At 39.4% G+C, this 19,393-nt stretch carries 16 protein-coding genes; 13 read left to right on the top strand and 3 right to left on the bottom strand.

Annotated features, from left to right (window positions below; translation table 11 throughout):
* Positions 1 to 41: 41 nt before the first annotated feature.
* The 5 genes from HZY91_RS02290 to HZY91_RS02270 all read left to right on the top strand — a co-directional run bounded on the left by HZY91_RS02290 (position 42) and on the right by HZY91_RS02270 (position 6,184).
* On the top strand, positions 42 to 1,796 hold the full coding sequence (locus tag HZY91_RS02290) for a sensor histidine kinase (protein WP_197114281.1): 1,755 nt from the start codon (positions 42 to 44) through the stop codon (positions 1,794 to 1,796).
* The gene (locus HZY91_RS02285; protein WP_197114279.1) at positions 1,796 to 2,521 is read left to right on the top strand and encodes a LytR/AlgR family response regulator transcription factor; all 726 of its coding nucleotides are present in this window, start codon (positions 1,796 to 1,798) and stop codon (positions 2,519 to 2,521) included. The genes HZY91_RS02290 and HZY91_RS02285 overlap by 1 nt, the downstream gene beginning before the upstream one ends.
* A gap of 123 nt (positions 2,522 to 2,644) precedes the next feature.
* On the top strand, positions 2,645 to 4,126 hold the full coding sequence (locus HZY91_RS02280; RefSeq protein ID WP_197114277.1) for a carbon starvation CstA family protein: 1,482 nt from the start codon (positions 2,645 to 2,647) through the stop codon (positions 4,124 to 4,126).
* Positions 4,127 to 4,265: 139 nt separating this feature from the next.
* Positions 4,266 to 5,177, top strand: a complete 912-nt coding sequence (locus HZY91_RS02275; protein ID WP_197114275.1) for an MBL fold metallo-hydrolase — start codon at positions 4,266 to 4,268, stop codon at positions 5,175 to 5,177.
* A gap of 14 nt (positions 5,178 to 5,191) precedes the next feature.
* The gene (locus HZY91_RS02270; RefSeq protein WP_197114273.1) at positions 5,192 to 6,184 is read left to right on the top strand and encodes an MBL fold metallo-hydrolase; all 993 of its coding nucleotides are present in this window, start codon (positions 5,192 to 5,194) and stop codon (positions 6,182 to 6,184) included.
* A gap of 63 nt (positions 6,185 to 6,247) precedes the next feature.
* Here HZY91_RS02270 and HZY91_RS02265 read toward each other — a convergent pair whose 3' ends face one another.
* The 3 genes from HZY91_RS02265 to HZY91_RS02255 form a co-directional block, all read right to left on the bottom strand.
* Entirely contained in the window at positions 6,248 to 6,487 is a 240-nt protein-coding gene (locus HZY91_RS02265; RefSeq protein WP_197114271.1) for a hypothetical protein, read from the bottom strand.
* 589 nt (positions 6,488 to 7,076) lie between these two features.
* On the bottom strand, positions 7,077 to 8,171 hold the full coding sequence (locus tag HZY91_RS02260; RefSeq protein ID WP_197114269.1) for a transglutaminase-like domain-containing protein: 1,095 nt from the start codon (positions 8,169 to 8,171) through the stop codon (positions 7,077 to 7,079).
* A 219-nt stretch (positions 8,172 to 8,390) separates the two neighbouring features.
* Complete coding sequence (locus tag HZY91_RS02255; protein ID WP_197114268.1) at positions 8,391 to 9,545, bottom strand: ArgE/DapE family deacylase; 1,155 nt, start codon at positions 9,543 to 9,545, stop codon at positions 8,391 to 8,393.
* Between the two features lie 290 nt (positions 9,546 to 9,835).
* Here HZY91_RS02255 and HZY91_RS02250 point away from each other — a divergent pair, with 290 nt between their 5' ends.
* From HZY91_RS02250 to HZY91_RS02215, 8 genes are all read left to right on the top strand, one after another.
* Positions 9,836 to 11,299 (top strand): CehA/McbA family metallohydrolase, encoded by a 1,464-nt coding sequence (locus HZY91_RS02250; protein WP_197114266.1) that lies wholly within the window; start codon positions 9,836 to 9,838, stop codon positions 11,297 to 11,299.
* Between the two features lie 253 nt (positions 11,300 to 11,552).
* Positions 11,553 to 12,686: an ABC transporter ATP-binding protein gene (locus tag HZY91_RS02245; protein WP_197114264.1), complete on the top strand. Its 1,134-nt coding sequence runs from the start codon at positions 11,553 to 11,555 to the stop codon at positions 12,684 to 12,686.
* Between the two features lie 12 nt (positions 12,687 to 12,698).
* Positions 12,699 to 13,709, top strand: coding sequence for an ABC transporter permease (locus tag HZY91_RS02240; RefSeq protein WP_197114262.1), 1,011 nt, complete (start codon positions 12,699 to 12,701; stop codon positions 13,707 to 13,709).
* 31 nt (positions 13,710 to 13,740) lie between these two features.
* Positions 13,741 to 15,426 carry an extracellular solute-binding protein gene (locus HZY91_RS02235; protein WP_197114260.1) on the top strand — a complete coding sequence of 562 codons (1,686 nt, stop codon included), beginning with the start codon at positions 13,741 to 13,743 and terminating at the stop codon, positions 15,424 to 15,426.
* 83 nt (positions 15,427 to 15,509) lie between these two features.
* On the top strand, positions 15,510 to 16,412 hold the full coding sequence (locus HZY91_RS02230) for a carbohydrate ABC transporter permease (RefSeq protein ID WP_197114257.1): 903 nt from the start codon (positions 15,510 to 15,512) through the stop codon (positions 16,410 to 16,412).
* A gap of 65 nt (positions 16,413 to 16,477) precedes the next feature.
* Entirely contained in the window at positions 16,478 to 17,374 is an 897-nt protein-coding gene (locus HZY91_RS02225; RefSeq protein WP_197114255.1) for a metallophosphoesterase family protein, read from the top strand.
* Entirely contained in the window at positions 17,358 to 18,722 is a 1,365-nt protein-coding gene (locus HZY91_RS02220; RefSeq protein WP_197114253.1) for an MATE family efflux transporter, read from the top strand. The genes HZY91_RS02225 and HZY91_RS02220 overlap by 17 nt, the downstream gene beginning before the upstream one ends.
* Entirely contained in the window at positions 18,719 to 19,369 is a 651-nt protein-coding gene (locus tag HZY91_RS02215) for a YesL family protein (RefSeq protein WP_197114252.1), read from the top strand. Before HZY91_RS02220 ends, HZY91_RS02215 begins: the two co-directional genes overlap by 4 nt.
* The last annotated feature ends 24 nt before the right edge of the window (positions 19,370 to 19,393 follow it).

Raw genomic sequence — 19,393 nt, 5'->3', positions numbered from 1 at the left:
ACGTGTAAGATAATGATAAGGAATCTTAAGGGAGTGATGGGATGTTCATTATTTTATTGCATTTAATTCAGCGTGCCTCTTTAATTGTGATTTTAGCTTACTTATTAATGACGACGGCTCCCTTACAGAAAGCAATGCTGACTCGCTATCAGGTTCGATCAAAATTAATCTTATTTTTAGTTTTGGGGATTTTCGCGATTATCTCCAATATGTTTGGGATTGTTGTTGAAAAAGGGCAAGTTCTCACGTCACCCCCGATTTGGGTGATCCCTGAGCAGGGCTCTTTGGCTAACTCACGGGTATTGGCTATCTCTGTTTCAGGCTTGGTTGGAGGCCCCTTGGTGGGACTTTCAGTAGGGCTGGTGACAGGACTTTTCCGGTATTTACAAGGCGGTTTGTCTCCTCATATTTATTTCATTTCTTCAGTTACCATCGGTTTTTTATCAGGTTTGTTTGGTCGGCAAGCAATCAAACGCCAAACTTTTCCGCAACCCTTTCAAGGATTTATTTGTGCTGCTACGATGGAGCTCTTGCAGATGGTGCTGATTTTAGTGCTGAGTCATGACAGTCAGGCTTCTTGGAATTTAGTCAAAATGATTATTATGCCGATGGTACTGGTGAATTCAATCGGAGCGGGACTTTTTCTATCGATCATTCAATTAAACCTTCGACAAGAAGTCTCGACTCGAGCGATTCAGACTCATCATGTTTTAGACTTAACCAATGCCACACTGTCATATTTTTCGGCTGGTTTAACGCAAGATTCTGCTCAAACCATTGCCCAATTGATCTATGATGCTGTCAATGTTTCTGCTATTTCAATTACGAACCAAGAGGAGGTTCTGGCTTATATTGGACAAGGAGCTGATCATCATCTGGTAGGGCAAGCGGTGACGACTGATTTAACGCTTGATACTCTGCAGTCAGGCCACGAACACTTGGCTCATAGTAAAGCTGAAATTGGTTGTCATCAAATCGACTGTCCTTTAACAGAAGGGATTATTGTCCCCCTACAAAACCATCATGAAACTTTAGGAACGTTGAAATTTTACTTTACTGAAGAGATTCAAATGACAGAAATAGAGGAACAATTGGCAGTCGGTTTGGGGCGCATTTTTTCGATGCAATTACGTTTGGGCTTAATTCAACAGCAGAAAGATTTATTGAAGCAGGCTGAATTGAAAAGTCTTCAGGCGCAGGTCAATCCTCATTTTTTCTTCAATGCCATTAATACGATTTCAGCGATCATGCGATTTGATACCGAGAAGGCTCGTCGTTTATTATTAAAATTAAGTGATTATTTTCGGGCTAGCTTGCAAGGGAATCAAGCCACTTTGATTAGTCTTGCTGAGGAACTAAAGCATGTTCAAGCTTATCTTGAAATTGAAGAAGCTCGATTTCCAGATCGTGTTCAGGTTGATTTTGAAATTGAAGAGGCTTGTCAGGATCTTGAATTACCCCCTTTTACCTTACAAATATTGATTGAAAATGCTATTCGTCATGCTTTTCCTCGTTCAGATCAGGCACAAGCTCAGATCCAAGTCAAAATCTACCAAGTGGATGAAGGGGTGCGAATAGAGGTGGAGGACAATGGCAAGGGAATTCCTGCTAATCTCTTGAGCATTTTAGGACAAGAACCGATTACATCGGAAAAAGGTTCTGGAACGGCTCTCTATAATTTAAGCCAAAGAATAAAAGGGCTTTATGAAATGGATCCAGCGATTAACATTACGAGTCAGGAACATCGTGGGAGCAAATTTTCTATTTTACTGCCTAATAAAAGGAGCGGACGTTGATGAAGTATTTATTAGTGGATGATGAGCACCTAGCGATTCAAGAACTAACCTATTTGATTCAAACCATTGAGCCTTCCATTCAAATTGAAAGTGCTCAGTCTATCAAAGAGGCCTTAGGAATTCTTTTGACCCAATCGATTGATGTTGCCTTCCTTGACATTCAAATGAATGATGAGTCGGGGATGGAGTTAGCCCAGCATTTACAAGCGATGGTGCATCCGCCGTTGATTGTATTTGCAACGGCATATGATGATTATGCGCTTCAAGCTTTTCAAGTGAATGCGGTGGATTATTTGGTGAAACCTTTTAAAGAAGAGGATGTTGACCGGATTATTCATAAGCTTCAACAACGGTTAAGTGAGAAGGGGGAAAAGCTAGGGGATGTTCAAGGCCAAGAAGCAATGCTTGCACTGAATACAGATGATCGAATTGTCATGTTGGAAATGAATCGGATTGAATTTTTGACGGCAGTAGCGGGTAGGGTTGAAGTACATACGGATCAAGCCATTTATCAAACGAGAGAAACCTTGAAAGCGCTCAAAGATAAATTACCAGACCCGCCTTTTATTCAAGTACATCGTTCCTATGTGATTAATCGGCATGCGATTCAAGAGATTCAACCTTGGTTTAATCAGACTTATCAATTGACGTTACAGAATGGATCCAAGGTGCCCGTTAGTCGATCACAGATGACTGAATTCAAGCGACAAATGGGAATTGATTGAAACGGATTGACATTCAGGTCAGTATGTTTGCATTTCAGCTGCGAAATGAAGCATTTCATCTCCAAAGCCTCTGGAAGAGGCTTTTTTTGTATATTATGAAGTCATTAAAAAGGAGATGATACCATGTTGAGTTTATTGGGAGGAATCGCTTTATTACTAGTAGGCTATTGGGTATATGGTCGTTATATAGAGAAGAATTTTCAGATTGAGCCTGATCGTCAAACACCGGCAGAAGTGTTGCGAGATGGGATGGATTTCGTTCCCATGCCTAAATGGAAAAACGCAATTATTGAGCTCTTGAATATTGCTGGAACAGGCCCGATTTTTGGTCCGATTATGGGAGCCTTGTATGGACCCATCGCCTATGTTTGGATTGTGTTAGGGTGTATCTTCGCAGGTGCAGTCCATGATTATATGATTGGAATGATTTCTCTACGAAATGATGGCGCCCACTTACCGGAATTGGCCTCAAAATACTTAGGCAGACCTGTGCGGCATGTGGTGAACATTTTTATCATGTTACTTTTAATGTTAGTTGGGACTGTTTTTGTGACTTCACCGGCAAGTCTCATCGCTGATATTACTCCTGATTTTATTGGAATGGGTTTAATTACTCTTTTGATTTTTGCTTATTATATCATTTCAACCTTTTTACCAATCGATAAGGCGATGGGGAAAGTTTATCCTTGGTTTGGTGCTATTTTAATCTTATCGACATTGGCTATGGGCATTGCCTTGATCTTTGGTGATCATCAGATTCCTAATGTGACATTGGCCAACTTAAAGAACGTTCATCCAGAAGGGACGCCGATTTTTCCCGCTTTATTCTTTACCATTTCTTGTGGGGCCATGTCAGGCTTCCATGCTACTCAGTCACCGATGGTAAGCCGAACGATTACGAATGAGCGAGAAGGACGTTTCACTTTCTATGGTATGATGATCGCTGAGGGTGTGATTGCGATGATTTGGGCGGCTGCTTCGATGTCACTCTTTGATGGGCAGACACTCGCAGAAATGATTAACAACGGAACGCCTTCACTTGTGGTGAACCAGGTATCGGTTATGCTGCTTGGCAATCTATTTGGGACAGCTGCGATCATGGGAGTCATTGTCCTTCCGATTTCGTCTGGCCTCTCTGCCTTCCGTAGTCTAAGAAATATTCTTGCGGATTATATTCATTTCAAACAAGATAAGTTGCGCAATGTATTGATCCTAACGTTACCGATTTTTGCAATTTCTTTTATTTTAACGCAAGTTGATTTCAATTTATTATGGCGTTACTTCAATTGGGCTAACCAAGTAACAGCGGTTATTGCGATGTTTGTAGCGACTCGTTACTTATTCCTGAAAAATCGTAATTATTGGGTGACTTTCATTCCAGGAGCTTTGATGTTGTATGCCTGTGTGGTTTATATCGCTAGCCAACCGATTGGTTTTAACCTAGGTTTGGGATGGCTAACGTATAGTCTTTCTCTCCTTGCTTCTCTAGCGATTTTAGCTGTGTTTATCCTTTCCGGACGGAAGCAAAAAGAAGCCTTAGATCCTTATTCATTTTTATTAAATGACCAATTACCGATTGGACAGTTGGCTGAAATGAAACAATAAGATGGCATTGACAAGATACAACTTCGTGTCTTGTCTTTTTTATTTGTCTTTTATGATCAGGATTAATGAAATCATTCGTCCATTAGGGTAAGATAGGAAAGTAAAGAGTCTGTAACTTAGGACTTTCGGGAGGGATCATATGTTAGATCAATATCAATTTCATCAAATGACACTGACTTGGTTAGAAGGGGCTAGTTTTCTAATGGATGGTGGGACCAACTATGGACCTGTTCCGCGGGCTGTCTGGGGACGATATTATCCTTATAATGATAATAATCAAATACCAGTCCTAGCGGATCCAATACTGATTCAATATCAAGATAAAAATTATCTGATCGATACGAGTATTGAGGTAGGCAAGCTTGATCAAAAAATGAAACGTAATTTGGGCATTGTGAGTCCAGCTAATCTAACGGGGAGTCTGAACGAGCTTAATCTTCGCCCTGAAGATATCGATGTGGTTCTGATGACTCATATGCATAATGATCATGCGAGCGGATTGACTTATATGGAAGCGGGTCAGCTTCAATCACGTTTCCCTCAGGCGAAAATTTATATGAGTCAGATTGAATGGGAGGAAGTACGAAATCCTAATGCGAGAACACGGAATACTTACCGTAAAGAAAATTGGGAAACCATTCAAGATCAAGTTGTAACCTTTGATAAAGAAATAGAGCTTGAAAAAGGGATTCGGATGGAGTTAACGGGCGGGCATTCGCGAGGGCATGCGATTGTTCGTCTTGAACAAGCAGGGGAGACCTTGATTCATCTCGCGGATCTTCTCTTAACTTGTACCCATACCAATCCACTCTGGGTCGGTGGGGTGGATGATTATCCAATGGATTCGATTGCGGCTAAGGAAAAGTTAATGCCAGAAGCTTTAAAAGGACATTATCGTTTTCTCTTTTATCACGATCCTTTCTATCGCATGATTGAGTATAGTGAGGATGGCAAAGCCATTATCGATGGTTTAAAATCTAGTCATACTTCACCCTTACCGATCACAGGGCACCAAGATAAGTTTCCACGTCGAATGACCTATTTTGCATAATGAAGGAGAGAATTATGATTCAAGAAATTGCAAAGAATATTTATACATTTAATGTTAGCTTACCCAACACGGCACTTAAGCAGTTAAACGTTTATGTGATTAAAGGGGAAGACCGCAATGTAATTTTTGATACGGGGTATAATTTACCAGAGTCTAAGACAGATTTACTGCAAGGAATTAAAGAATTAGGACTGGAAGTGAAGGATTTTGATCTAGTCCTTACGCATCTTCATTCTGATCATACAGGTTTGGCTTCCCTTTTTGAGGAGGCGGGTTGTAATATTTATGCAGGTAAGATAGATGGCGATTTGCTTAATCAGATGGCAACCGAAAGTTATTGGGATCATTTCTCTGACCGTCATGCCTATTATGCTACTGAGAAAGGCCAGTTTTCGAGAGAGGATAATCCTGGTTATGCTCTTCGACTTGGCCGAAAACTAGATTATATTGAACTGAAGATAGGAGAGCTTTTTCAGGTGGGAGAATATACCTTTAAAGTGATGGATTTGAAAGGACATACGCCGGGGCACATTGGTTTATATGATGCAGAGAACGGCCAAATTTTCTCAGCTGATACGGTTTTGGATCCGATCACGCCGAATATCACCTATTGGGGGGAAGACTACCCTAATATTCTAGGTTCTTATCTTGATACTTTAAGATCATTGATCCAATTGGATTTAAAAGTCATGTATGCGACTCATCGTAAAATAATTGATAATCCTCGTCAACGAATGGAGGATTTAATCCAGCATCATTATGAACGTTTACAGGAGATTCTAGATGCAATGAATCCAGAGGAATCCTATACGGTTGAAGATGTTTCAGCTAAGATCACTTGGCGGGTAAAGGTCAAATCTTGGTCTGATTTCCCGAAATCGCAGAAATTTTTTGCGACGGGTGAGACGATGAGCCATTTGGATTATTTAGTGCATTCAGGTCACGTTGAACAAAGGGTGGAAGATGAAACTTATTATTTCACAAAAGTGAAAGATCAATTATTCTAAACATTAAAAGTTCTCAAACGAAATGTTTGAGAACTTTTTTATATTTATAGTTTAGTATAGATATTATTGAAAACTTGCTCCCCAAAAATTAAGTTTATGAAGAGGTGTTCCAGGTATATAAATACCACCTATCGATACTCCAGCACCTATTGTTTTTAGTGTAGGACCACTTATCCAAACTCTAACACCCCACCAATAGACTTCTACTTTATCTACACCTTGATTAATTTCTTTAGCTGAATAAGTATCAAGATCTTCCTCTGAATCGCTTGAGTACCGTGTAATAGTAATTTGTTTATCCACTATCGATAATCTTTCGTTATCACTTAATTGATTAACCTAAGCTTAACGAAAAATAAATAGATTCAAATTTGTTTATAAATTTTTTAAATAAACTAAATTGCATTTTTAATAGAATAATTGTACATTCAAATTAAACTAATGAAAGAAGGGGTAAAATGAAATACAAATTATTAAACACTATCTTAACCCTCGTTGTTCTTTTAATTATTTTATATATCCCAGATGATTTAATATATATAAAATATATTGTTTCAATTATCTTTATTTTATGGATTTGGTTTGGAGAAAAAATCATCAAAAAACTTTAATGTTTTTCCCCAATGATATCAGCTAAAATATTATTTTATCTTAAGAAGTATGATTGTATTCTAGTGATTAAGAGCTACTAATCATTTTGAAGTATTCACTTTATTTTAGATAATATCCTATGAACTTAGTAAAATTTATAAAAAAATATTTTTTATAACTATAAGTGTTCACTAGTCTTCCTCATACTCATTAATTAATTTATACTTTTATAGTCAGAAAAAAGGGCTTAATATGTGATCGGATTTTGTCACATATCAAGCTCTTTTTATCTATAAGAGGGTTATTCTGCGCTTGTTTCTTCTTCGGCAGCTTCATTAGAGTTAGCGTCTGCTTCAGTAAACTGAATGCTGTAAATAAATTCTTCTGGTTTGTAGAAGTCAATAGCTTTACCATCTACTTCAGCATATGGATAACCGAAATTATTGATCGGTCCTGCTTCTTGCTCAGGGACTAACATTAATTCACGACCGGTTGAGAATCCCACACGGATGGGATCTAAGTTACCCCAATAGTAATCTTTCAGGGCAAGTGCTTCTTCGCTATCTTTGTCTAATTCATCATTCAGTACGGCTTTTAGAACGTCCGCAATATCGATTGCTACCCAGCCAGTTCCTGGTTGATAGTATTCTGCCCAGCAATGTTGCGCTGTTGTAACATCAGCTTCTGGGTCTTTACTTAAGCGAACCCCGAAGGTTTCACGGGCAGGAATTCCTACCGAACGTGCAAGGGCAATAAAGACAGAGTGAATATCAGTACATTTACCATCTAAATCAACAAGTAAGTTCTTAACATCGCCTAAACCACATCCCACGACATCATTGTCACGTTCCATATTGTCATAGATCCAGTCATAGATAGCTTGGGCTTTGTCCTTGACTGTTGTTTTACCTTCTATGATGCTTTCGGCTGTTTCCTTGACTTCACCATCAATCGGCATTAAAGAGTTACCTTGTAAGAATTCATCGAATTCAGCTGGATCAAAGTCTTCTTCCTCTTTGAAGTCAGGACGTAGTACCTCTTGACGTTCGACGTCAAAAGAGTAAGTTAAAGTACGATCAGTAGCTTCGGGTGACCATTCAACATAAAGGATTTGGTTGCCCTTATCATCTTCTGTGATTTCGCTCTTAGCATTCTCTTCGTCAAACGTCACTTTAATATTTGATATTTCTTGAAAGTCATCCGATTGAGCATAAGGGATCCAAAGACGTACCTCTTCTCCTTCGTGGTGTGATAGATCAAAGTCAACTGTAAAAGTTCCTGCCCGACTTTCTCCTGCGCTACTAGCTTCTTCAGCATGAGCTAGACCGGATCCAATAGGGGCTAATAAGCTTAGTCCCATGACAAGAGTAGAAAGGCGTTTCAATATTTTTCTCATTTCTTTTCCTCCAATGATAATAAATTTAACATGTTGATATTATCACATGCGCAAATCACCACCAAACGATGGAAAATGAAAGAAATGATTTATTTAATAAATTGCTAATAATAAAAGTGGATAGACTAGGCTTTGAAGAGGATCGAAACAGCAAGCAATATTATTTATAAGTTTTATCAATAAAAAACCCTTCTCTAAATAATTGAGAAGGGGATAAAACTATTCTTCAATCAAGCCTAAGATTAAGTCTTTATAGAGATCAGAGAATTTCAAATAGAAATCCTTCCATACATACTCATTGACCTTATGAGCCATTTTAGTTTCACCAGGTCCAAACATCATGAAGGGGAAGTCTGGTCCTTTATCACGTAACAAGTTCGAAGCATCTGTTACACCAGTTGATCCTTCAACAGTCACTTCTTTATCAAAGTATTTCTTAGCTAATTCTTTGGTTAAGTCAATCATTTTGGATTGGCCGGTTGTGAAGACAGAAGGGAGAGACATGGTGACTTCTACCTCGATTTTTGATTTTTTCTCTTCATTATATTTTTTGGCTAAGTCTTGGAAGATTTGGATGACTTCCTCATTATCAAATTCAGGAATGGTTCGGCAATTTATTTGGGCGACTGCTTTATCCGGGATCGAGTTGACTTGGCTTCCACCTTCAATGATGGTGGTCGACATAACTAAACGGTTGAGGATTTCATTGGTTCGAGGATCTGTATTGCAAATCTTATCGACTTCTAAGAGATATTCCATCAAAGGATTAATTGCGTTATATCCTTTTTCTGGCATGGAAGAGTGAGCCGCTTCTCCCAGAGAGGTGATTTTGAAGTTCAAGGATCCTTTATGTGAATAAATAATCACATCAACAGAAGGTTCTGCCACCCAAAGGTAGTCGACATCATCCATATAGCCTTCCTCATATAATTTCTTCGAACCAGCTGCTCCTACTTCTTCACCGGTTGTCGCCAAGAAGCGTAAGGTTCCATTAGTGAGAGCTTGGCTTTCTTTTAGTTCGATCATCGCGATGGCTAAGTTAAGCAGCCCTCCCTTCATATCATTGGTTCCTCGGCCGAAGAGTTTTCCGTCTTTTTCGACTAACTCAAAGGGATCTGTTTCCCATTCGTCAAGGTTACCTGGTGTCACCACATCCATGTGGCCAGAAATACCAATGACTGGGCTTCCTGATCCGATTTCAGCGACTAAGTTAACCCGCGTATCTGTGACGGGAATAATTTGTGATTCAATTCCATATTGGTTAAATAGATCTTTTAAATAGTTAGCCACTTCAATTTCATTTTCATTGACCGATTTCATGGCAATAATGTCCGTCAGTAGGTCTATCTTTTCTTGGTCGGTAAATTTTTTCATATTCATTCCTCCTTTAGGATAATCTTATTATAACGAGCAAGTTGATGACCATCAATTAATAAGATTAGTGATGGCTATAGAAAGTCTAAAAGATGACAAGACGAGGTCCTTTTAAGCGACATTCAATTGTCTTAACATAAAATTTACAATATCTGTAGAATATTTACATAAATTTTACGCTTAATTTATCTCTTATTAATAATAGAAGTCTAAACTGTTGAAGAGTGTTGTGAATTTTGTCATAGCCGAATAAATTCTTACGACCATCAAAAGGAAAGAAGGGCCATTTTATGAATAAAAAGCAATTATTTAAACAAGATTTTGTCCTTTATCAGTCGAGCCACCAGTCACACATTACTTACGAGTTCTACCTGCCAGCAGCTGTGGATCAGTTAGAGATACGTTTTACTTATGATCCCTTGGTAGAGTCTAACTATGATCATTTAATTCCTTGTTTTGAAAGAGAGGGTATTGCCAGAGATAAATTACAAAAAGGTGATGCTTTTCGTAATTTGTTGACTTTATCCGTCAATGATCCAGAGCGTTTTCGGGGGGCTCACCATTATTTTAATCAAGAGCAAGAAATTCGGATAGGCGAGCAGGAGGCTTCACTCGGTTTTGTAGAGGGGCCCTTGCTTGCTGGAAACTGGCAAGTGGTGATCTCTTGTCATGGATTATTCTCACCTGAGCTGAAGGGGAGTCTAGAGGTGGTGGGCTACTCAAAAGAGGATTGGCAAGTGAAGCGAGCGGAAGTATTAACAAAAGTAGTCTCAGGTCAACGTCAACGTGAGCGTCCCTTAAGTGATCGTTCGTGGACGTTTGCTAAGGCGGAATTACATGCACATACGATTCATTCTGATGCTGATCAGACGGCAGAGGAAATTATGACAGAAGCTCAAGCTCGAGCACTTGATTGGCTAGCGATTACTGACCATAATACGATCACAGCCATTGATGAAATACAAATCAATGATTATTATCAAACAGATGTCCAGCTCATTCCCGGTTTGGAATTTACCACTTTTTATGGTCATTTTCTTTTACATGGGCGTCCAGAATATCTTTTCCATAATTGGACGGAGGTTAATTTGGGAAATTTTGAGTCTTATATTGCGCAACTCAAAGACTGGCCAGTCAATATCACCATTGCCCATCCCTTTGATCAGGGAAATCCTTGGTGTACGGGCTGTCATTGGGACTATCAGGTGACGGACCTCTCGAATGTTGACGCGATTGAGGTATGGAATTCTCCTAATCCTCACTTATCCGAATCGAATAAGATGGCATATCAAGCGTGGACAGATTTGTTAGCACAAGGATATGAATTGAGCGGACATTGTGGTCAAGATTGGCATCGAGCTTCTCATCCTGATGAAAGGCTGGCCTACACTTACTTTTTGTTACCTAACCAGGCTAGTTTAGAGGAGGTCTTATCGGCTCACCGTCTCGGACGCTCATATGCAAGCTTACGACCTAATTTGGAAAAGATGGTAGTCAACGATTGCTACCAATTAGGAGATCGAATAAATCATGCTTCAACTTGGCAAGTCGACATTGTCCTTACTAAATTAGAAGAAGGAGACCAAATCTTTTTGAAGTCAGCCAAGGAGAATTTAAAAGTGTTTATTAGTGACAATGATAAATATGTGATCAATACCTCTGTGAAGATGGAAAGTTTTTCACTATTGAGACTTGAAATTCGCGATAAAAATAATTTTTTAATCATGTTTACTAATTCGATCTATCATCAGTAAGAAATCAGATAGCAAGAGCTTAGCCTGCACGAACCCGTGAGGTGAAAGCTCTTTTTTATTTTGTGTTTTATCAAAAAAATGTTTATTTACAAAATTCGATTAAAAATATTCTTTTTTCTAGTATAAGTTTATATGCCAATAATTTCCCAACTTTACTAAAACTTTACGCAAAATTTACATGTTATTTACAATCGCCTGTTAAGCTATATTTTGTCGAATGAGTAGACAAGAAATATGCTGAAGGAGGGACCATGTGTCGGGTATTGAATTACGTAATATATATAAAGATTACCTTCCTGGGATCCATGCCGTGACGAATCTCAATTTAACGATTGAAGATGGAGAATTTGTCGTATTTGTCGGGCCATCAGGCTGTGGGAAATCCACAACCTTGCGAATGATAGCAGGATTGGAAGATATTACAGCCGGTGAAATCTATATTGATGGGGAGAAAGTGAATCATATTCATCCCAAGGATCGAAATATTGCGATGGTGTTTCAGAATTATGCCCTTTATCCTCATATGACCGTAGCGGAAAATATGGGATTTGGTCTAAAAATGAAAAAGATGGGTCAGAGTGAGATCGATCAGCGGGTGGAAGAAGTAGCCAAGAGTATTGGGCTTGAAGATTTTTTGGAGAGGTTACCCAAAGAATTATCAGGAGGACAACGTCAAAGAGTCGCTCTCGGACGGGCCATTGCGCGTAAACCTAAAGTATTCTTAATGGATGAACCTCTTTCTAATTTGGATGCGAAATTGCGGGGACAAACGCGGGCCGAAATCATACAATTAACCCGTGATCTAGGCATTACGACTGTTTATGTGACGCATGACCAGGTGGAAGCCATGACGATGGCGGATCGAATCGTGATTATGAATAATGGCTTTATTCAGCAAGTAGGAAGTCCAAGAGAGCTGTATTTAGATCCGGATAATAAGTTTGTAGCTGGCTTTATGGGATCTCCTGCGATGAATTTTATCGAAGTTGAGATTACTCCTCAGGGACTCATGCGTGAGAATTGGGGGTTGCCCATTCCAGAAACGATTTTGGATGATTTAATCAATAAGGGGTATTTACACAAAACCATGACCCTCGGTATTCGTCCAGAAAATATTCACCTAGCTCGTGAAAGGGATCATTCAGAACAGAGTTATTCTTTCTCGAGTGAGATAAAATTAGCGGAAATGCTAGGAAGTGAGACCTTGGTTCACTTCGATATGGCTGGTCAGCCTATGGTTGCGAAGCTCTTTACCTTAGAAGCCTTTGATCGGGGACAAGCAGAAGATTGGGTGTTGGATTTTGACTATGTACACTTTTTTGATGGTGATACAGAACAAAGAGTCCTCTTGACACCTGCTAAACAGCCTGCTTCGATTTCGATATAGGGAGGGCTGAATTTGGAAAAAGAAAAAAATGTCTTTAAACTTTTTACTCGATATTCAGGCAAAGCGACAACAGAAATCAGTCATTCGGAAGATCCGAACTTTCGTCCTAATAAGCTTTCTTTTAAAGAAAGATGGCGCAAATATGGTGTCTTCTACTTAATGTTATTACCGGCTATTATTTTCTTTTTATTGTTCTCATATTGGCCGATGACAGGGATTGTTTTGGCTTTTCGAGAATTTAGTTTTACTTCTGGTATGTATGGTGATGAGTGGGCAGGTTTGGACTATTTTAAAGATTTTTTTGCGGATCGAGAAACAGGCATGTACCTTCGGAATACTCTGATCATTTCCTTGATTAAGTTGTTTCTCTACTTACCTTTTCCGATCTTATTAGCCTTGATGTTGAACGAAATTAAGCAAGCACGGTTACGAAGCCTCTATCAATCGATCTCATATTTACCTTATTTTATTTCTTGGGTGGTAGTTGTAGGGATTGTTAATCGTTTGTTAGCGCCTGATACGGGCCTAATCAATGTGCTTTTGCGCGATTTGAATCTATCGGATGGCTCTAAATTCTGGATGATGGATACGCAATTTTTCTATCCAGCTGTGTTTATGTCCTATTTATGGAAGAATATTGGCTGGGATTCTATTATTTATTTTGCTGCGATTATGGGAATTTCTCCTTCACTTTATGAGGCAGCAGCGATTGATGGGGCAAGCCGGTTGAAGCAAACCCGTTTTGTGACTTTGCCGGGAATCAGAGGCACGATCATGATATTATTTATCCTCTCTTTAGGAGGGATTTTGACGGCTGGCTTTGATCAAATTTATTTAATGCAAAATCCAGGTAATTACACCGTATCTGAAACCATTGATACCTATATTGTGAAGACAGGACTGGAGCAGGCTAAGTATGGACCTGCCACGGCAGTTGGCTTAATGCAAGGAGTGGCGGGCTTAGTCTTGACTGTGATAGCTAACAAAGTAGCTGATAAATATGGAGATAATGCCGTTTGGTAGTACTCAAAAAAATAAAAAAGGGGATAGAAAAATGTTAATGAAAAAAATGTTTCAAAAGGGGCTAGCATTGCTTGCAACTAGCTCAATGCTTTTATCAAGTGGGACACCGATGATTAGTGCCCAAGAAGAGTCTGATGCCTTTATTGCAGATCGTGAGATTACGGGCTTAGTCTTCCAGTCGGCAGGAGATGCTGGAGTAGATTCTATGTCACCAGAAATTGCTGAATATATTAAGAAGCGTACAGGTATTACATTAAAATTAGAAACTGTAACCAGTGAAGACTCTGTTCAGGCTTTAGCAGCTGGATTAGCAGCAGGTGATTTACCTGATTTTATTGCATTCTATTTAAATCATTCTGGCCGACCAGAATTTCCATTGTTATTACAAGCTTCTAATCAAGGCATGTTCCATGATATTGCTCCTATGTTGAAAGAGGGCACAACTTATAGCAAGTATTTCGAAGAAGGCTACCTTCCTCGTGATACGAAAGAGAATATTATGATGCGAGAAGATCAAGAAGGCGCGACTTACCTAGTGCATATGTCAATTGATCAAGAAGCCGCTGATCCAGGTACTAAACAAGTAGGGGGTCCTTATATCCGTCGTGACATTGCAGAAGATTTAGGAATTGATCCTCAAGAAATTAATACTACGGAACAACTACGCGACCTTTTAGAAAAGATTGCAGCAGGGGATTATAAAGATGATAATGGGAGTCCTGTCATGCCATTAGGCCCAACTGTCTGGGGTGGATCAGAACGTCCATTCATTTATAATGATTTGGTATGGCAAGGTGAAGGTGGCGAGAAGTTCTGGAAAGATGGCGAAGAAGTTAAACATGAATCCATGACGGATTATGCTGAGAAGCGTGTGGAATATGTTCATGGTTTGATGGAAGATGGTTTGATGCATCCAGAATTCTATACAATGGAAGAAACACGTGCAGCAGAAGGGGTTGTGAATGGTTCGTTTGCGATTACAGCTGATATGCATAGCTATCGTCCAGAAGTAGGCGATCTAAAATATGTTCCATTAGGTCCAATCAACCGTATAGATGGAAGTAATCACATGGTAATGCCATATAAATCCGGTTACGCAGGTTGGGCAGTTCCTTCTACAACTGAAAATCCAGAAGAGGTAGTGGCTTTTGCAGATTGGCTAGCAGGTCCAGAAGGGAAGTTACTCTACTTATATGGTTTAGAAGGAGTTCATTACGATTTAGACGAAGAAGGAAAGCCTGTTCCGAAGGAAGAATTAGTGAAACTTCAAGAAGAGAATCCAGAAGAAGCAAACAAAGAAGGATTCCGTGGAGTTCGTGCTTGGTGGGGAGAACACTTGGCTTATACGGATTTAAATAATTTGGAACAATTTGGTGAAGCGGCTTGGGGTGATAAAGTGCGTGGCGATGATTCCAATACAGCTGCTAAGAAAATTATAGAACTTTATGACTATGATAAGCGTTACGAAGAGAAAGAAGTTATTGATGGTTTATATGCTCGCGCTTATCTGAATGAGTATGAAGGTGAGGAAGGCGACCTGAATGCGGCATTAGATGGTTGGGAAGAAAGTGTCATTAAAGCTTATTACGCAACCTCTGAAGAAGAAGTAAAAGAAATTCTTGAAGCGGCACGTAAGGATCTAATCGATGCTGGAATTGAAGAATACTGTGATTTATTAGAGGAAAAAGAGGCAAATGGAGAAGTCATTTTCTATTAATCCATTTTAGAAATTGTCGTCGAACTAATAATGAGGATCATGAGACTAGCCTTGGCTAGTCTCTGCTATTTAGGAGGTATATCATGTCTGAAAGTATGCAGACAAGTAAATGGGCGCGTTTGGGCTTTCATGTTTGTCTCTTCTTATTATGTTTAGCAATTATTTTACCTTTCATGCATATTTTGGCTTTAGCCTTTAACTCAGGAAAAGATGCAGCGACAGGAGGAATTTGGTTCTGGCCCCGCGCTTTATCGTGGGAAAATTTCCAAGAAGTTTTTAAACAAGATAACTTAATAACCGGTTTAGGGATCTCTGTCTTTCGGACGGTTCTAGGAACCTTGTTAGGGGTTTTCTTAATGGCAATGTGTGCTTGGGCCTTAACAATTCCAGGTCTTCCTTTTTCGAGTCAAATTACTTTTTTTATTTTTTTTACTATGTTGTTTTCAGGGGGAACCATTCCTTATTATTTAGTCCTTAGTGAACTGAAGTTAACCAATTCTCTCTGGGTCTATATCTTGCCAAGTTTGTATTCGGTGACGAATATTCTCTTATTGAGATCTTCTTTCAAGCAACTTCCTATGTCAATTGTCGAAGCAGCTAGAATTGATGGAATGAGTGAATTTAAAATTTTTATGGATATTGTCTTACCTATGTCTAAACCGACGATTGCCACAGTTTCTTTGTTTACGGCGGTTGGACATTGGAATGATTGGTTTGCCGGATCTTTTTATGTTCGAAAAGCAGAATTGAAACCTTTGGCTACCATTTTACAAGAAATGTTGACTCGACAAGCAAATTTAGCGGATGTTCTATTGAAGGCTGGATCAGGTTCTTCAGCTTATCAGCAGTTAGATTCCGTGGAAATTACGGGTCAATCACTTCAGATGGCAACCATTATTGTAGTGATTTTACCTATTGTATTGATGTATCCCTTCATTCAGAAGTATTTTGTCAAAGGAATTACGATTGGTTCGGTGAAAGAATAATAGGAAAGAAACTTGCTTCCTTTTTTGAAGAATTGGGAAGGATGCAGGAAAGAGGGAGAGAGATTATGCAATTAAGATATCGTGCGGATGGGTCATTCAAGATTATACAATTTACGGATACGCATATTGGCAATATGCCATTCCATGATGATGACCACCGAACATTTAAGTTAATTGAAGATGCTTTAAATTATTTTGATGCGGATCTAATCATCCATACAGGTGATATTATCTGGTCGGAAGGGGTCAAAGATGTTTACCAAGTTTATCAGCAGACTTTAAAGGTTTTTGATCAGGCTAAAATTCCAATGGCTGTTACTTTTGGAAATCATGACAGTGAAGAAGTGATCACTCGATCTGACTTACGTTCGATTTTTGATCGAGAGGTTGAGAAGAAGGCAGATAAGAAACACTCTTTTATTGAAGATGATCGGGAGTGCTATTGTCTAGAGATTTTGGCGGCGGATTCAGATCAAGTGGAGAATGTCTTATATGTATTAGATTCAGGGGCGGCTAGTCCTTTGCCGATCGGGATTTATGATTGGAATCAACCTCAGCAAGTAGAATGGTTTAATCGGACTGCTAACCTCTATCGTAAAGGCGACCGAGTTAAACGAAATCTTGTTTTCCAGCATATTCCTGTGCCTGAATACTGGCAAGCCGCTCAGCATATTCTGGAAGGTGTGAATCATGAGACCAATGAGGCCATCTCTGCTCCTTATCTTAATACAGGCCTCTTTGCGAATATGTATTTAGATGGTGAAGTATGGGGGATGTTCGTGGGGCATGATCATGATAATAATTTTGAAGGCCTGCACCATGATTTGCATCTCGTTTATGGTAATGTCTCAGGTTACCAAACCTATGGTGATGAAGAACGAGGCGTTCGAATCATTGAATTGAATCAAGAGTTCCAAACGATTAAGACTTATCCGGTAAAAGTTCATGAGTTTACAAGTTAAAGCAATTCGCCAAGACTATTTGTCTTTATTGTGGCCCCTACTGGTGGAGCAAGTTTTTATGATGCTAATTGGGAATGTCAATGTCTACTTGTTTTCCCTATATAGTGATCAAGCGGTGGCGGCTATTGGAATTTCTGATCAGGTGCTGGTGATTGGAACGATGTTCATGGGTATTATTTCTCTGGGTTCGACAATTCTTTTTTTGCAAAATGCTGAAGAGCGTCGAAAGCTACAAGTTCAAGGGATTGCCCGTCAGACCTTATTTTTAAATCTGACCTTAGGTTTTATGATCATTATAACGACGAGTCTTTTTGCGGATCAGATTATGAAATGGATGAATACACCAGAGGATATTTATGATTTGGCGGTTCTTTATTTGAAAATCGTCTCCTACTCCTTGGTTTTTCAAGCGATTTCGACGTCCGTTTCCGCTTTATTACGTTCCTTTGGTAAGGTACAAGCTGCGATGTTGCTGTCGATTGCAACGACGCTCTTAGTGATTGCTGGGAATGCCTTGGTGGTTTTGGCTCCTTTCGGTTTGGTGACGAACACCTTGCTAGGAATTGCGGTGGCGACCGTGATGAGTCGGTTGATAGGGGCTATTTTATCGATTCTCTGTTTGCGCCACTTATTGCCAAACATTTGGCAAGGAATCTTCCGTCACCATCAAAGGGACTGGGCTTATGCCAAAGACATCTTAAAATTAGGAATACCTTCTGGCATGGAAAATGTTTCTTATAACTTTTCCCAAACCATTATTACTGCCATTATTGCTTCTCTCGGCTCAGTAGAAATTAGTGCTCGAATTTATACCACTGCCATCACTTCTATTGTCTTTACCCTTTCGGTAGCAGCTGGACAAGCAGGGCAGGTGATCATTGGAAGATTAATGCGCAAAAATTTATTTAAAGAAGTGAAGCGGTTCTCGCTTGAGAATCTTGCTTGTTTCATGGGCTTGGCTTTTGTTCTGAACCTGGGAATTGCTTTGGCGAGTAGCTGGATTCTAAACATTTTTACCTCCGATCCCAAGATTATTGGCTTGGTAACCAGTTTGCTCTGGATGAATGCGATCTATGATCCTTGTCGAGTAGGAAATGAAATTATTATTGCCAGTCTTAATGTGATGGGAGATGTTCGTTATCCTGTTGTAATGGCTTTGATTGTGACTTATTGTTTTACGATTCCAGCTGCATATTTGTTCGGCAAGGTGTGGCAAGTTGGCTTAATGGCGATTTGGATTGTCTTTATTCTTGATGAAGGATTGCGATTAGGATTGTTTATTCGGCGTTGGGTGCGAGGTGATTGGGCGCAACAGGCATTAAATTTCCAAAAGGGTGAAGCAGAATGAATTTAATGGAGAGTAAGTGGCAAAAAGCTTTTGCACAAATTTATTTGATGGTTCTCAGTCAACTATTGTGGATAGTGGGCTGTGTATTAGGACTTGGTGTGTTCGGTTGGTTACCCGCCTCTATCTTAGTGTTTAAACTCTGGGAAGAGGTGAAATCGGTGACAGATGTTATTCGTTTTCGTCCCTTTCATTTTTTCAAACAACACTACTTTATTTTATTGAAAAAATATGCGATCCCAAGTGGTTTGTTATCCTTGAGCATAGGGATCTTATTCATTAATATTATTTATTTTGGATCTTACGGAGGCGGTTTGAGGCTCATTGGGGTCGTCATGAGTCTATTAATTTTACGTTTACTTTTCCAAGTAAGTGGTTTATTTGCGTATTTATTGACTCATTTTGATGGATATTCTCAGCGTGATTACTGGCAAAATGCTTTTGCCTATAGTGTAGCGAGATTGGGAGAAGTTATCGTATGGGATGTGGTGATCTTTGCCTTGTTTTTGCTTATTTGGCAATGGGTTCCTGGATTGCTTGTATTGGTGGGAATGGGATTCCTCTTTGGAGCTTTTCATTTTTTCTATACTTGTTTGGTAGAGGGGAAAGATTTTAGTCGGCTTCGTTATTATTGGCGCCAGCAAGATTAAAGAGGAAGAGCGGTTGCTCTTCCT

Source organism: Facklamia lactis (genome assembly GCF_015863205.1).
GTDB lineage: Bacteria > Bacillota > Bacilli > Lactobacillales > Aerococcaceae > Facklamia > Facklamia lactis.
This window is presented reverse-complemented; position numbering and strand designations above follow the sequence as displayed.